This is a genomic window from Shimazuella sp. NTD247, assembly GCF_059510415.1.
In genome coordinates, this window is the sequence record NZ_JCAJZU010000007.1 from 193,691 (window position 1) to 208,881 (window position 15,191).

Annotated in this window: 20 protein-coding genes and 1 riboswitch; of the genes, 17 read left to right on the forward strand and 3 right to left on the reverse strand. The window is 37.8% G+C overall.

Annotated elements, in window-relative coordinates:
• Positions 1-20: 20 nt before the first annotated feature.
• The 11 genes from AC5WOC_RS17450 to AC5WOC_RS17500 all read left to right on the forward strand — a co-directional run bounded on the left by AC5WOC_RS17450 (position 21) and on the right by AC5WOC_RS17500 (position 9,082).
• Entirely contained in the window at positions 21-368 is a 348-nt protein-coding gene (locus AC5WOC_RS17450) for a hypothetical protein (RefSeq protein ID WP_496056700.1), read from the forward strand.
• 245 nt (positions 369-613) lie between these two features.
• Positions 614-868 (forward strand): hypothetical protein, encoded by a 255-nt coding sequence (locus AC5WOC_RS17455; protein ID WP_496056701.1) that lies wholly within the window; start codon positions 614-616, stop codon positions 866-868.
• A complete protein-coding gene (locus tag AC5WOC_RS17460) occupies positions 865-1,206 on the forward strand; it encodes a DUF2085 domain-containing protein (RefSeq protein WP_496056702.1) in 342 nt (113 codons plus the stop codon). The genes AC5WOC_RS17455 and AC5WOC_RS17460 overlap by 4 nt, the downstream gene beginning before the upstream one ends.
• Positions 1,207-1,251: 45 nt before the next feature.
• A complete protein-coding gene (locus AC5WOC_RS17465) occupies positions 1,252-1,428 on the forward strand; it encodes a hypothetical protein (protein WP_496056703.1) in 177 nt (58 codons plus the stop codon).
• A 484-nt stretch (positions 1,429-1,912) separates the two neighbouring features.
• Positions 1,913-4,528: a transglycosylase domain-containing protein gene (locus tag AC5WOC_RS17470; RefSeq protein ID WP_496056704.1), complete on the forward strand. Its 2,616-nt coding sequence runs from the start codon at positions 1,913-1,915 to the stop codon at positions 4,526-4,528.
• A gap of 102 nt (positions 4,529-4,630) precedes the next feature.
• The gene (locus AC5WOC_RS17475) at positions 4,631-5,134 is read left to right on the forward strand and encodes a glycerol-3-phosphate acyltransferase (RefSeq protein WP_496056705.1); all 504 of its coding nucleotides are present in this window, start codon (positions 4,631-4,633) and stop codon (positions 5,132-5,134) included.
• A 47-nt stretch (positions 5,135-5,181) separates the two neighbouring features.
• Positions 5,182-5,362, forward strand: a riboswitch (cobalamin riboswitch).
• A gap of 77 nt (positions 5,363-5,439) precedes the next feature.
• Complete coding sequence (locus tag AC5WOC_RS17480; RefSeq protein ID WP_496056706.1) at positions 5,440-6,357, forward strand: ABC transporter substrate-binding protein; 918 nt, start codon at positions 5,440-5,442, stop codon at positions 6,355-6,357.
• A 19-nt stretch (positions 6,358-6,376) separates the two neighbouring features.
• Positions 6,377-7,375, forward strand: a complete 999-nt coding sequence (locus AC5WOC_RS17485) for a FecCD family ABC transporter permease (protein WP_496056707.1) — start codon at positions 6,377-6,379, stop codon at positions 7,373-7,375.
• On the forward strand, positions 7,372-8,163 hold the full coding sequence (locus tag AC5WOC_RS17490; RefSeq protein ID WP_496056708.1) for an ABC transporter ATP-binding protein: 792 nt from the start codon (positions 7,372-7,374) through the stop codon (positions 8,161-8,163). Before AC5WOC_RS17485 ends, AC5WOC_RS17490 begins: the two co-directional genes overlap by 4 nt.
• Positions 8,160-8,723, forward strand: coding sequence for a cob(I)yrinic acid a,c-diamide adenosyltransferase (locus AC5WOC_RS17495; RefSeq protein ID WP_496056709.1), 564 nt, complete (start codon positions 8,160-8,162; stop codon positions 8,721-8,723). The genes AC5WOC_RS17490 and AC5WOC_RS17495 overlap by 4 nt, the downstream gene beginning before the upstream one ends.
• 5 nt (positions 8,724-8,728) lie before the next feature.
• A complete protein-coding gene (locus AC5WOC_RS17500; RefSeq protein ID WP_496056710.1) occupies positions 8,729-9,082 on the forward strand; it encodes an arsenate reductase family protein in 354 nt (117 codons plus the stop codon).
• Between the two features lie 33 nt (positions 9,083-9,115).
• Here the strand turns inward: AC5WOC_RS17500 and AC5WOC_RS17505 are convergent, their stop codons facing one another.
• The 3 genes from AC5WOC_RS17505 to AC5WOC_RS17515 all read right to left on the reverse strand — a co-directional run bounded on the left by AC5WOC_RS17505 (position 9,116) and on the right by AC5WOC_RS17515 (position 11,808).
• Positions 9,116-10,042 (reverse strand): LPXTG cell wall anchor domain-containing protein, encoded by a 927-nt coding sequence (locus AC5WOC_RS17505; protein ID WP_496056711.1) that lies wholly within the window; start codon positions 10,040-10,042, stop codon positions 9,116-9,118.
• 392 nt (positions 10,043-10,434) lie between these two features.
• Positions 10,435-11,202, reverse strand: coding sequence for an AIM24 family protein (locus AC5WOC_RS17510; protein WP_496056712.1), 768 nt, complete (start codon positions 11,200-11,202; stop codon positions 10,435-10,437).
• 87 nt (positions 11,203-11,289) lie between these two features.
• Positions 11,290-11,808: a hypothetical protein gene (locus tag AC5WOC_RS17515; protein WP_496056713.1), complete on the reverse strand. Its 519-nt coding sequence runs from the start codon at positions 11,806-11,808 to the stop codon at positions 11,290-11,292.
• Between the two features lie 206 nt (positions 11,809-12,014).
• On the opposite strand from AC5WOC_RS17515, the gene AC5WOC_RS17520 reads away from it, so the two are divergent.
• The 6 genes from AC5WOC_RS17520 (at position 12,015) to AC5WOC_RS17545 (ending at position 15,122) form a co-directional block, all read left to right on the forward strand.
• Entirely contained in the window at positions 12,015-12,554 is a 540-nt protein-coding gene (locus AC5WOC_RS17520; protein ID WP_496056714.1) for a peroxiredoxin, read from the forward strand.
• A gap of 73 nt (positions 12,555-12,627) precedes the next feature.
• On the forward strand, positions 12,628-13,077 hold the full coding sequence (locus AC5WOC_RS17525; protein ID WP_496056785.1) for a TlpA family protein disulfide reductase: 450 nt from the start codon (positions 12,628-12,630) through the stop codon (positions 13,075-13,077).
• Positions 13,074-13,454 carry a glycine cleavage system protein GcvH gene (gene gcvH, locus AC5WOC_RS17530; RefSeq protein ID WP_496056715.1) on the forward strand — a complete coding sequence of 127 codons (381 nt, stop codon included), beginning with the start codon at positions 13,074-13,076 and terminating at the stop codon, positions 13,452-13,454. Before AC5WOC_RS17525 ends, gcvH begins: the two co-directional genes overlap by 4 nt.
• A gap of 18 nt (positions 13,455-13,472) precedes the next feature.
• Complete coding sequence (locus AC5WOC_RS17535) at positions 13,473-13,703, forward strand: DUF2553 family protein (RefSeq protein WP_496056716.1); 231 nt, start codon at positions 13,473-13,475, stop codon at positions 13,701-13,703.
• A gap of 184 nt (positions 13,704-13,887) precedes the next feature.
• Complete coding sequence (locus AC5WOC_RS17540; RefSeq protein ID WP_028777849.1) at positions 13,888-14,304, forward strand: hypothetical protein; 417 nt, start codon at positions 13,888-13,890, stop codon at positions 14,302-14,304.
• A gap of 575 nt (positions 14,305-14,879) precedes the next feature.
• Positions 14,880-15,122 carry a hypothetical protein gene (locus tag AC5WOC_RS17545; RefSeq protein ID WP_496056717.1) on the forward strand — a complete coding sequence of 81 codons (243 nt, stop codon included), beginning with the start codon at positions 14,880-14,882 and terminating at the stop codon, positions 15,120-15,122.
• Positions 15,123-15,191 lie beyond the last annotated feature (69 nt).

The window sequence follows — 15,191 nt, forward strand, 5'->3', positions numbered from 1 at the left end:
TTACATTCGATTGAGGCATCATGGAACTTTACGAGATCCGCGGCGAATCCGAACTGTTGGTCATGACAGACGACGGGGACTACTCCTTCGCTCTGGAGTACCGTGCCAGAAGCATCGTTTTGGCCAACGACGCTGTGATCACATGGTCTCCGGAATGGCAGATCCAGCCGGGTGAAAGGGAGGCGTTTTCCGATGCCACCCTTCTCTACCAAGGCGAGGTGATCGCAAGCGGTAAGACGCTCCTTATTTCTCAGTGCGGAAACAAGGTAGTTCTGCGTGTGCACAACGGACAGTACCGTAACGGATCGAAATTGGTTTCCGTGCCGTACATCGCCAATGGACCACTACTGAATAGTCTTCCTCGGTAGCAGGTCTCGCCCTCTCGCGAGGGCACAAATTCAAAAATAATGATGAACATAAATGAGAACTGGTAATAGAGCATTACCAGTTCTTTGCTTTTTCTAATATTAATGAAGAAATCATTGTTCGTTTTATTTATGTAGATTGGATATAGTCTTGTAGAGATGATTGTTAATTTTCATTAAGGATATAGTATAATGATTTTATGGAATGATTAAAAATCATATTATTGGTGAAGAAAAGGGGGATAGGATTGTTCATCCTAACTATTATTAGCTTTTTTGTTTTTGCAATCAGTGGTCTGCAACTGGTTGCTGGAGGTTATTTGGCAACCGGAGTTCCAGCGTTGCTCGTATCTGGAGCTATGCCCCTTTTTTCTTCTTTTTGGAGTAATCGACGAAAAAAGCATCATCAGTCAAGTGAAAGCAGTGGGAAGAAAAAACATGGCTGTTTGGATGACATATGCGATGGATTAGATTTGTGTGATTGTGGATGTGACTGTGATTGAGTTTTTACAAGATTCTTTATAAAATTCCATGTCATAGAAGAGCAGATCGTTCATTATTTTTTCATGGAAAACAATTTCCACTCTGTGCCCGCTGTACTGCCATTTATGCCGCATACTTAACTTTGCCGTTTTTTGCTTTGATTCAGAAGAATATTTACTTTCTTATATTTGGAATTTTATTTCAGCTTCCTATGTTTATTGATGGATATACCCAATTGTTAAAGTGGAGAGAAAGCAACAATATACTGCGTCTATTGACAGGTTTTATTAGTGGCTTAGGTCAATGTTTGTTTATATGGTTCTGGACTGACGTTATTACAAGCCATTTCAAGTGGTAGATTCCTTTTGTGCAACAGTTGTAAAAAAATAAAGGAGGAATTCTCTTGATCGGTACAATCGTCGGATGCCTTGTTATTATTCTCGTCATTGGCTTGGTGCTGGGCATTGCTGCTCTTTGGATCGCTGCATACTTTTTTGGTGATGCACTGCAATGGTTGCAAAATCCTTATATTCCCAATTGGGTTGGGGATATTTTACATTGGATTCTCACATTTAATTAACTCGTCATCAGAAATATCCCAAACGAAGTAGTTTTTGTTAGTGAAAAGCGTCTTTGTTTTTTGGAGATGAAAGATGCATAGAAATGGCTAGAAACAATATTTCGTGAACGTGCACATATTTCATTAATAGTTTAAAAACAGAGCCATAAAATAAAGCATGGCTCTGTTTTTTTCATGATTTTACAGTACTTCTAGTAGAAAACTGGTAATTTTTCTTTCTTGACATTGATTGCAGTCGCTAATAATATCCATAAAAGGGAAAACGCATACGTCTAGCGAATTATTCGTAACATTACTGTAATATTTTTTAGTCAGAAAGCACCCAAAAAATTATCTTTGCGTTATAATGTTATCATGCCAAAATGGGCATAAGTTTTAGACGGCAATTTTATAATTTAATAAGAAATTGAAATGGAAAAGCATGTTTCCCAATAAAATAGGAACCAGGTTTGGCAGGTAAGAAGTTTTATAGGAGGTAAATTGGATGGATGATTTTCAACGTGGCAACAATCACCGTCGAAATAACCAGCAATCATTTCAACCGCGAACGAGAACAGAACGATTAGGTTCGCGCGTAAGTAAGATGTCAGGAAAAAATGGCAAGAAAGGGAAGTATAGCCGCTTCTTTAATAAGAAATGGTTTATTCTTGTTGGATTAACATCATTGCTGTTAATTGTTGGCGGTTGTTCCGCAGTGATGATGTCTGCTAATACGTTTGATCTAAAAGAAATTGAAAAATTGCAGTTTTCTACAAGTGTATACGACCAAGCTGGGAATCAGATTGGAAGAATTGGTAGTGTTTATCGCGAGAACATCACGATGGATCAATTAAAAAAATATAATCCGGATCTCCCCAAAGCGTTTGTAAAAGTAGAAGACCAACGCTTTTACGAACATCATGGTGTGGACTGGTATGGTTTAGCCCGTGCAACGATTAAAAACGTTATCTCGCTCGGTAAAGGTGAAGGTGGCGGTACCATCACCATGCAGGTAGCTCGTAACGTACTGTTAAAAGACCGTGAGAAAACATACACAAGGAAATTAAAAGAAATTGGTGCAGCACTTAATGTGGAACGGAGATATTCAAAAGATAAGATTTTAGAAACCTATCTCAACTACATCGACTTTGGAAACCAAGTGGCTGGGATCGAAATGGCAGCAAAAATATATTTTGGGAAAGATTTAAAGACCCAAAAACTCGAACCGCAAGAAATTGCTTTTTTAGCTGGATTACCAAAGGCCCCATCTACGTATAATCCATATAGAGGTCCAGAAGGAGTTAAAAAAGCAATTGAACGAAGAAATGTTGTATTGATGAAAATGGCGGAAAACAATGAAGTTCCTCCGCTCATCACGGAAGCAGAAAAAGAAAAACTACAAAAATTACCATTAGGGACGAATGAGGATTATCTAGCGAAATATAGTAAACGATCCAAGTATCAAGCATATACGAACCAAGTTATGAAAGAAATCGAAAATCGATATAATCTCGATGATGAACAATTAAATTCGAATGGGTTTAAAATCTATACTGGTATTGATACAAAAGCACAAAAAGTTGTTGAAGAGGCAATGAAGAATGATGATCTATTTAAAGGAAAGCAGAGCTATGAAGGACAAGTTGATTCTGGTGTGACACTTATGGACTCGCATACTGGTTTAATTCGAGCTATTGGCGGGGGACGTAACTATAAGCCAGGCAGCCGAAATCGAGCTCGTGAGTTAATTCAACCAGGTTCTTCGATTAAACCGATTACTGTATTTGCTCCTGCGGTCGAGAAGAAAGGATATAACCCATATACTCCATTTAAAGATGAGAAATATACTTTTGGGGGCTGGACACCGAAAAACTTCTCGGGAACATATACAGGTGATGTAACTTTAGATGAAGTAGTTTATGACAGTATTAACGCTGTAACTGCGAAAATATTAATGGACGATGTTGGTTTGAATACAGCTTATAGTTATGCAAAAGATAAACTGAAACTTCCTTTGGATGCAAAAGACGAAGCTCCAGCTGCCATGGCATTAGGTGGATTAACACATGGTGTAAATACACTCAATATGGCCCAAGCATACTCGGTTTTCCCTAACGAAGGAAAAATGGTTACTGCACACACGATTACAAAAATTGTAGACAAAGATGGAAATGTAGTACAGCCAAAAGATGGGCAAGAAATTGATGCCAAGGGTAACCCAAGCGAAGTGTTCTCACCAACTACTGCTTGGTATATGATTCTAATGATGCGTGATGTTATCGAGAATCCACATGGTACAGCACACAGTGCTATTAAGTTAGGAAGACCAGTTGCTGGTAAAACAGGTACAATTCAGGAAGAAAATGCAGGTTGGTTTGTTGGTTATACTCCTGATCTTGTACTTGCAGTAAATGTTTTCAATGATACAGTGAATGGTGTAAAAGGTACTGCAAAGATTACTGGTGGATCTATGCCAGCAAAAGTATTTAATTATATTTTGAAAAACACCTTAAAAGGTACTGCTGAGAAAGACTTCCAAAAACCAGCAGGTGTAAAAGATCCAGTACCACCATTCCAGTTAAAAGCACCAAATGTATCTGGCAGCTACAATGCAGATAGCAACAGTGTTCAGTTGAGCTGGCAACAACAAGATAGCCGTGTTGCCTACACTGTTCAACGATCAGAGGATGGTGTGAACTTTACAGATTTACAATCGAACATCACTGGAAATTCCTATACAGATACAAGTGTTCAGGCACCAACTGGTGGAATCTTTGGCGGTGGCTCAGAGAAGTCTTATTACTATCGAGTAATTGCTACAGATACACAAGCTACTGATTCTACTACATCACAGCAAACATCTGGTACAGTACAGGTAAAAGTGAAAGCAAAACAACAAGAACCACAAAAATGTGATCAGTTTGGCCAACCGGAGGGTTGTGTTCCTCAAGATAATGGAACAGACCAAAATGGCAAAAATAACAATGGAAATGGCCCCAATAATGGCGGTCAAGATGGAACAACAAATGCCGGCCAGAACAACAACGCAGGCACAACAGATGGCACTACAAATGATAACAGTGGATTCTTTGGCGGAAACCGCAAAAATGGTGGAGGTTAAGAATATACAAAAAAAGACCAGTTTTTACTGGTCTTTTTTTGTTCTAACTTATTTGATAACGCATATCTATTTTATGAAAAAAACAGGACAGGATGTTGTTAGATGATCATTGTAACAACTTTACTTGCTATTGGTATTGTTATATTACCTATGTCAAAGTGGATTATCTTTCAACCGAGATATTATCGAGCATCGATAATTTTTTATTTGTTAATAGATATTGCGAAAGGGATGATAGCAACTTTTTTTGCTTATCTTATTGCTGGTTGGGTTGCTGCCTATTTAGCAGCTATTATTGTTGTACTGATCAGTTTATTTATGACGGCAAATAATACAATTGCGGTTGCTGTTGGCGCTACTTTGTCCCTTAGTCCTTTATTGATTGCATTTGCAGCAATTGTATTTTTGTGCAGTTTATTTTTTACAAGATATTATTTTCTTTCCACGTATCTTACCGTTGCAGCAATAAGTATCCTAGGATTTGTTTTTGTTGCGCATGTAGCTGTCTGGGGGACGATTGTAATTCTCGGATTGATGGTATGCTACGAACAACGGCAGCCTTTTCGCCGATACAAGCGTGGATTGGAGAAAAAGATCCATTGGTAAACTTTCGGATTGTAACCTTTTGTTCATAATATGTATAATGAAGTGAACGACAAATGTAAAAAGTAGGTTATAAAGGGAAGCTGGTGAAATTCCAGCACGGTCCCGCCACTGTGATGGGAGAGGCGACTAGTTTTTAAGCCACTGTCGATTAACTTATATTTAAGATGGGAAGGCTCTAGAAGCTAATGACCCCAGAGTCAGGATACCTGCCTATTTTTTTGGTTCGTTCTCCTTCGGGGTAAAAGGAGATGCGAATATAATCGCATGTAACCTCCCAGAAATCACACAAAAATGAGGAGGAAATAATGAAGAAGTTTGTTTTTAGTTTATTTATATTTTTGCTAACTTGGGGTTTAGTAGGGTGTCAGGCGAATATATCACAGGATGACTCTCCCGTTGATCCTGGTGATGTTCATTATCCTTTAACCATTAAAGATCAAGCAGGAAATAGTGTAACAATACCGAAAATACCGGAAAGAATTGTTTCCCTTGTTCCTAGTGATACAGAAATATTGTTTGCTATTGGAGCTGGAAACAAAGTAGTAGGAGTAACTACAAATGATGATTATCCGCAAGAAGTAAAGAAACTGCCGAAAGTCGGCGATATGACGATAAATGCAGAAAAGGTAGTAGCTCAGAAACCGGATGTAGTATTTGCATCCAGTCTCAATGGAAAAGAAACGATTGATAAATTGAAGAAATTAGGATTAAATGTCTTTGTTTTAGATGCAAATTCGATTAAACAAGTGTATCAATCGATAGATTTAGCTGGTCAAGTAACCAATGAACTTCATAATTCTGATCAACTAATAGGAAAAATGGAAGCAGAAAAGCTAAAGATTTTTCGGGAAGTTTCCCAAGTAAAAAAAGGTCAAGCTGTGAAAGTGTGGCTGGAATCAGATCCTTCATTATATACCGCTGGTAATGGCACTTTATTAAATGAGTTAGTAACCATAGCTGGCGGGAATAACGTGGCAAAAAAATTGAATGGCTGGCCACAAGTTTCATCGGAACAAGTGGTGAAGTGGAATCCTGATGTGATCATCTCCATGTATGGCGATACGTCGACGATAACGAATCGCGCAGGTTGGAATACGATAAATGCAATACAACATAAGAGGGTAGTTTCCATCGATCCAAATATCGTATCAAGACCAGGACCACGAATTATCGAGGCGATGAAACAATTAGCGAAATCTTTTTATCCAGGTCAGGTTAAATAAAAAAATGAGAAATAGGACAATGATGTGGTGGGGAGTATTTTTTTTCCTCACTCTTTTTCTAACAATGAGTATTGCCCTATCCATTGGAAGTACAGCAATTCCAATTAAAGAGGTATGGGGAAGTGTATTTGGAGTATCTAAAGTAGATCCTGCAACACAGGCGATTATTTTAAAGATCCGCTTTCCAAGAGTTTGCGTCGCAGCATTGGTTGGAGGTTCGCTAGCATTGGCTGGTGTTATCTATCAATCTCTTTTACAAAACCCATTAGCCGATCCTTATATTTTAGGGATTTCTTCAGGTTCGGCAGTTGGGGCTGTAATCGCGATAACAAGCGGGTGGGGAGCTGTATTATTTCATCAATGGCAGATCCCTGCTTTTTCATTTATTGGAGCTAGTATAGCTTTATGTACGGTATTATTACTCAGTCGAAAACAGCTGCACACGCATTCGCTGCTTTTGTCTGGTGTGGTAGTAAATGCGTTTTTTGCAGCGATTCTCACTTTTTTGTTGTCAATTTCGCAGACAGAACTTGCACGTATTCAGTTTTGGCTGATGGGGAGTTTTACCCTGCGCGAGTGGGAGGATGTCTTTTTATTATTTCCGGTCAGTTTGATAGGATCTTGTATCCTGTGGTGGAAAAGTAAAGAGTTAAATATTTTCTTGTTGGGCAATTCTTCTGCTTCTCATTTGGGTGTTGCAGTATTTCAGACGCGAATTTTACTATTAATTACGGCGTCTTTTATTACTGCCATTGCAGTATCTATTTCTGGAATGATTGGTTTTGTAGGACTGGTTATTCCTCACTTTATTCGAATGCTAATCAAGACATCCGATCATCGTTATCTCATTCCGTATGCGTTTCTCATTGGAGCTACTTTTTTGGTTGGGAGTGATGCTGTTTCTCGAGTGCTGTTTGATCCAAGAGAAATACCTGTAGGAGTAATTACAGCTAGTATAGGTGCCCCTGTCTTTGCGATTTTATTGCAGCAAACAATGGCAAGAGGTGCAAAGAAATGAAAAAGATTCTCCAAGCAAAAAATATATATAAATCTTATGGCAATAAACCGAGCTTAGTTGATATATCTTTGGAAGTATTCAGTGATGAATGGATCAGTATTATCGGACCTAATGGAAGCGGGAAAAGTACTTTATTATCTTGTATCGCTGGAAGTATGAAAGTGGATTCAGGTGAAATTTTACTTAAAGAAGTGAATATCGGTCAATATTCTGCAAAAAAAAGAGCGGGTATCATTGCCTATTTAACCCAAGAAGCATTACCTGAGCTGCCGAATACAGTAGAAGAGATTGTAAAGATGGGCAGATATCCATATCAAAAAGGTCTTATTCCATGGACCGACAATGAAGAGAGAAAAATCATTGATGAAGTATTGCATTTCACAGAGACGATCTCCCTTCGAGACAGACAAATCAATTCGTTAAGTGGAGGGGAGAAACAGAGAGTTTTAATGTCTTTGGCTTTAGTGCAAGAGCCTGAAATCCTCCTTTTGGATGAACCGACGACTTATTTGGATATTTATTACCAGCTTACATTATTTGATTTGTTACGAAGATGGAAAGATAAAAAGAAAATAACGATTATATCTGTCCTTCATGATGTCAATTTGGCAAGTTTATATAGTGACCGCTGCTTTTTACTAAAAGAAGGAAAAATAGTGAAAAATGGTGTAACTTCAGAAATGATCACTTTAGAAAATATGAAACAAGTATTTGAGATTGAACCAATTGTTATTTCGCATCCTTACCACGGGGTACCACAAATCTTGTTGAAAGGGAAAAATTTATGAGAATATACACACGAACTGGAGATGAAGGGGAGACAGGTTTAGTAGGAGAGCGGAGAAACAAAGATGATTATCGTGTTGAAGCGTATGGAACGATTGACGAGTTAAATGGCTTTATTGGTAGTGCTATAGCGACACTAGACGAATCAAATAAAGACTTAATCGATGATTTATTAGTCATTCAACACCATTTGTTCGATGCAGGGGCTGATTTAGCGAAAGTAGGTGAAAATGTAACTTATGAAGTGAAAGGTCAAATGGTAATGGATTTAGAAAAACTGATAGATCATTATACGCAAGAATGTACTCCGATTCAATTTTTTATTTTGCCAGGAGGTGACCAACAAGCATCTGCTCTGCATATATGTCGGGTTGTCGCCAGAAGAGCGGAGCGAAGAGTGGTTACTCTTTGCCGTTTGGAATCAGCAAATGTGGAAGTCAGACGATATCTCAATCGATTATCGGATCTTTTTTTCACGATGGCTCGTGTTACCAATGCACGTTCAAAAAATGGGGATATACCATACAAGAACAATCAAAAATTTAAAAAAGGACGAATGTAGAACATATGTTAATTTTTTTACAATATCCAAAGTGCGGAACTTGTCGCAAGGCAAAACAATTTTTAGATAATCATCAAATTAATTATGAGAGTAGAAATATTACAGAAGAAATTCCAACTACGAATGAACTCAAAGATTGGATTCAAGCGAGTGGCTTACCAATACAGAAATTTTTCAACACAAGTGGACAAGTTTATCGGGAGATGCAGCTGTCCCAAAAATTACCTGATATGACGGAAGAAAGTAAAATTGAATTATTGGCTTCTAATGGAATGCTTATAAAACGCCCAATACTAACAGATGGAAAGCAAGTATCTGTTGGATTCAAAGAAGAAGAATGGAAAGAAAAATGGGTATAAAAAAAGAGCTACAATAGTAGCCCTTTTTTTATATTAGTTTGTTTCGCGACGACGGTAAGCAAGTACTGCTACACCAGCTAGCGCAAGTGCTGCACCGAAAGCTACGGAACCAGCAAAATCGTTAGCGGTTTTTGGTAATTTACCACCTGGAGTTTTACCAGCATTTGCTGACCCAGCGTTACCAGCGTTAGCACCAGCATTAGCACTGCCATTACCAGCGTTAGCACTACCATTACCAGCATCAGCACCACCATTAACAGTACCAGCGTTAGCATTACCGTTGCCATTACCAGCGTTACCAGCATTAGCGCCACCGTTGTTACCAGCATTGCCAGCGTTAGTACCACCGTTGTTACCAGCATTACCAGCGTTAGTACCACCGTTGTTACCAGCATTACCAGCGTTAGTACCACCGTTGTTACCAGCATTACCAGCGTTAGTACCACCATTATCGGTACCACCGTTGTTGTGACCGCCGTTGTTGTTACCATGACATGGCTCGTTAATTTTCACACGAACAATAACTGGGATTTTAGATTGATGTTTTCCGATAACAAGATATATTTTTAATGCATAGTTACCAGCAGGTCCTTGTGGATTAGCAGTAGGATCATAAGTAATGGTGTAGAAGTCACCTTTTTGTTTGGTAGAAACTTCACCGTTTGCTACTACTTTACCTTTAAGTGCATCTAGTTTGATATCATGGTAGATATCATATTTAAGGGAAACTTTTAATTTACTAATGTCAACAATTTTATTCAATTCTTTTGTTCTTACTTGTACATAGATTTTGTCACATTTGCCGCCGACTTTCAAAATATTTAGTACATTAGCCTCGCCTAGGATTTTGAGGGTCACATCTTGTTTCACTTCAGTTGCATGAGAAACAGATGGTAAAAAGCTAAATGCAAAGATAGCCATAAGAGCTAGTAAAGAGTAACGCTTAACAAAATTTAACATTAAAGTTATACCTCCTCGTATGCCTATATATATTTGGCATACGCAGGGAATTTCCTCCCTGCAATTGAAAATAATTTACTGAAATTGCTTAAGATTAACAATTTAGACATAAAAATAGGTTATATTGTTATTTTTACAGTCTAAATATGCTTACTTTCAATGATTTTACTAATGTTTTTGTTTGTAAGGAGTAGAATCTAGGTTGAATAGTTACACAATTTCAGGAACTTTCACAGTCTAGCAAAAAAAGATTAGGAAGGGAATACTTATTTTGACTTGTACATAAAATATTTTCCAATTTGTTGCAAAATTGTGATCAAGGTAGTGATTCCATTGATAAAAGGTCAAAAGAAAAAACCATCAACAATTCGTTGATGGCAGGAATAATGCAGTTATCTCGTTGGGTTAACAACAGGAGGATGATAAATCGGATACGTAGGAGCAACCCAGACGGTTCCAGTACCTGTGAATGTTTGCAAGTAACCTTCTCCGCTGGTCATAGATCCAACAATTGATTTTGCGGAACGTTCGACTGTAAAATTGATATTTCCATTTCGTAAGATAGCAAAGTTGCCATCAACTTGTAAACGCTCATTGTTTAGTTGTAATTTCATGATTTCATGTGCAGGTACTGGACTTAACAATACTACCAAACCATACCCTTTAAGACTTGTTTGAAAGAGACCTTCTCCGCCTTTTAATGCTGCTGAGATTGATTTTTGCGCAGCTACTCCTACTGATACAGAACTTTCACATGCAACAAACATACCTTTGTCAACAATAATTTCTTCATTATTCAATTGATAAAGAAGAAAATGGTCAAAACTTGGTTCCAAATAAACTTCTCCAGAACCTGTATAGCTCGGTTTAAAAGTAGATTCTTGGGTCAGCATGGAGCTAGCTAAATTTTTAAGTAAGCCAGCAGCTCCTTTTCCTCCACCAACAGAGTTATCTGCTGAGATATGTCCTTTGGCGAATTGTAAAGCTCCTGCTTCTGTGATAACACTGCCGTTTTGTAAAACTACACGTACTTGGTGGAGACGAGAACCAGCTTTTTGTGCACTGTAAAGGCTTGCAACTTGAAGTGGTTTATAACGCAGAATCTCAAATCTTGCAGCTGCACCTTGCACAGATTCGACAACATCAAACATTTCGGACATAAAAGATTTTTCCTCCTTGAATGAAAAGAAAATAAATGGATTTCTTCTTCTATGATACATGAAAACAGGCGGGAAAGAACGAAAAATTTAACTAGTTTTTAGAGTTTGTCCCGTTTCATTAATAATAAGAAACCGTTTCTGATAAAGAGCACCTTTTTTGAATTTGATAAAAACTCTAGCGGGTTTGGCGTTTTTTGCTCCAGACTCATCCGTTTCCTTTAATTGAAGCGTTATTTTTAAAACTTCTGTACCAATTTGATCTACAGCAACAGGAAAAACATCATATCCTTTATATTTTTCCTCTCCTAATTGGATGTATAGAACCTCATCTTGATTCCAATCAAAATCATCGGAGATAGAACCAGAGTGATTATCTTTTGTATTTGGCCAAATTCCACCACTAGATCGAATAGGATACTTATCTTCTGAGGGAGGATAAGTAATAGGCTCAAACCAAACTTCTGCTCCTTGTGCATTTGGAGGAATAGCAACCGGTCCTTTTGGTACAAAATGGACTTGTGGAATAGTTTGTTCTTTATCTGCTTGAAACAAAGAACAGCCAGTCAATAGAAGTAAACAGATGAATACAATAATCAATTTTTTCAATAAAGCACACTCCTTTCCTCTATTCTAAAGGATTTTTCTATATGGAAAAACAATAATATTCACTTTAGATGAGAATGCTTTTCAAATTATATTAACTCTAACTTAGGATTGACTATCATTTAATTAGTATGTTATCGTAAATCTGCATGCCATCCGATTGGAATGGTTACTAGAGATAAGCTTACTTTGTAGGAGGAATAGAAGAAATGGCATCTCGTTTAGTCGGTTTACCAGCACCAGCGTTTGAATTGGAGAGTACAAAAAATTTAGAAACATTAGATGAAAAAGTAACATTGGCTGATTATGAAGGTAGATGGTTAGTGTTATTTTTCTATCCATTGGATTTTACTTTTGTTTGTCCAACTGAAATCACTGCTCTAAGTGATCGTTATGATGAATTTGCAGATCTCGATTGCGATATTCTCGGAGTAAGTACAGACAGTAAGTACTCACACCGTGCATGGATACATACATCTCGTGATGATAATGGATTAGGTGAAATCAATTATCCTTTAGGCGCGGACACTACACATCGTGTATGCAAAGATTATGGAGTTCTTTTGGAAGATGAAGGAATTGCACTGCGTGGATTGTTTATTATTGATCCAGAAGGAATCGTACGTTATCAAGTTGTGACTGATAATAATATTGGTCGCAGCGTTGATGAAACATTGCGTGTGCTAGAAGCTCTGCAAACTGGTGGACTTTGTGGTGCAGACTGGAAGCCTGGTCAAGAAAATTTATAAAACTGATTTGCGGCTGCTGTAAGGAGTCGCTAACTCTTTTTTTATTTTTATTAAAGGAGGACTTTTTATGCCAATGCGTTTACGTACAGAAATGCCAGCACTTTCCGGTATAACAGAATGGGTTAATGGAGAAGTTAACAAGAATGACCTAGCAGATAAACCAGTGCTGGTTCATTTTTGGTCTATCAGCTGTGGGATGTGTAAAGAAAGCCTGCCTCAAATAAATAAAATGCGTGAAGAATATCCCGATTTACAGATTGTTGGATTTCATATGCCACGATCCCAAAAAGATACAGATCTAGAAGCTGTGAAAGAAACAATCAACAAATATGAATTGAAACATCCACAAGGGATTGATAATGAGCATAATGTCGTGGATGCTTTTCAAAATGAATTTGTACCTGCTTTTTATTTATTTGATGAAGAGGGTTTATTGCGCCATCGTTCTGCAGGTGAAAAAGCATTATCGATGTTGAAAAGACCACTTGAAAGAGTGCTGCAAATGGAGGGGGCAACTTCATGAATCTACCGTCAGAGCTGCGATATACAAAAGAACATGAATGGGTAAAAGTAGATGGTAAAACAGCTATAATCGGTATCACGGACTTTGCCCAGTCTGAGCTGGGAGATATTGTGTTTGTAGAGTTACCAGAAGAGGGCTCTGAGATTCATGCGGGGGATGTGTTTGGTAGTGTCGAATCCGTAAAAACCGTCTCTGAGTTATATGCACCTCTTTCAGGAAAAGTGGTAGCAGTCAATGGTGACTTGGAAGATACACCTGAAAATGTCAACGAAGCTGCTTATGGCGAAGGTTGGATGATCAAAGTAGAGATTGCAAACGAAGGTGAGTTAGAAGATTTGCTTTCTCCTGATCAATATCAACAGAGTGTATCTGAATAAAAAACAGGAGGTTCACCGATGAGCGATTATCGTGTTAATATTACAAGAAAAATTACCGGTAAATTAGAAGACGGCAAGTTGATCTTGTATCATAATCATCAACCAGTCGGTGAGTTGCCTGTACAAGGTCAAGATATGATGATGTATGATGGGTTTGAAATAGAATCGGATCAGGCTCATGTCTATGCAGTTGGTTCATATGCTTTTGAAGACCAATATGCGGAAAATTGTGATATGGGCTGGTGTTAGCAGGTTTATAAGAAGAGTAGCAAGCTTATCATAGCTAATGGATTTTTCTTTACGAAATATATTCATTAGCTATGATTTTTTTGGTTTGATAAACGATATTTTGTGGTAAAATATTAGAAACAAACAAGTTCTTCAGACCTTTTTTGATCTATTTTGATCATTGAGGGGTAAGGAGGGAATATACATGATCTACTGTTGTGGAGCTAGCATGATTGGGATGGTTGGATCACTGAAACAAAAGTCAGTGAAAGTTCATCAAGTACCGTTGCTATTTTGTCCTGTATGCCACAATGTCGAGGTTCACCCAGCAGCCAAAGAGCAGTTTGATTTGGTGCTAGAGTATGCTTTAGAAGATCGTGTGAAAGAAACGTCCCTCTACGAACAAGTCGACCCTGAGCTGATGGCTACTTGGAAGGAATCTTGCTTTAGTTTCCAAGAAGATGATGTAGAGGCAGTGTTAAGAGAACAAATTGACTTATCTCTTGATCTTCTGCTCATCTCCAAACCTGATCAGTCGTGGGCCAATGAACTGAAGAACCGCCTCCGCGTGCTGAGTAAACGGTTAATCCAGTTGGAGAGACAAAAGGAGAGCAGTTTGTAGTACTATTAGCCCTTTGAGGGCTTTTTTTAATTCTGTTAATTCTTAATTTAAGTTCTTGTTGTTCACTTTTCTTATCCTATAAAAAAAGAGAATGGATTATCACCATTCTCTTGACGGAGACTGTGTATGGATTGTTTTGAATAGCACAGATGATGTTGAGCGAAAAAAGACTTTGAGAAAAATATAGCCTAACTGAACCCTTCAGCTTCCTAGTTCGACTTGTATTTAAGTTGCACATATATTTTGTTCCAATTTTTATATTCATCAGTTAAAAACTAAATTTTGGTTTAAAATCACCTTTATATGGCTGATGTTATGTTTGTCCAATTTTATTTTTACCAATGGAAGATCTCGTTGGCAATATTCAAGCTTACAAAATGTGGAACTAGCTGCATCGACAAGTTTAATATGGTTGAAAAACATTACCTCTCTCAAACCGCGCAAAACTTTGTAAATCGTTTAACTGTACTTAAGAGCGATTGATATGTCGGGTATAAATAATTGTGAATATTGTTTATAAGATAGAGTTATGTTAATGTCAATTTGTAAGTACGAATCTACTGCTAGGAGAAGTAATGGCGAACAAGACTTATGAAGGTGTGCTGACACTTTCTGCCGATACCGATGGGATTGCCAAGGGTAAGTATGTAGTCAGTCTTGTTGACTATGGTTATGCAATTACCATCTCAGTTCTGGAGAGTCCAACTGGAATTACTCCTAATGAAAAAGATAAAAAGGCAATCGTCAAGAATAAATTGACGCATTGGAATCCACGCCTTCCTAATGAAGTAAAAGATCGGTATCTGGAACAGAAGTAGCACAAAACCTATGGCTTAGTGAAAAAGAGAAATCTTCTAAGCCATAGGGAAAATATGAAGTGAAAAATA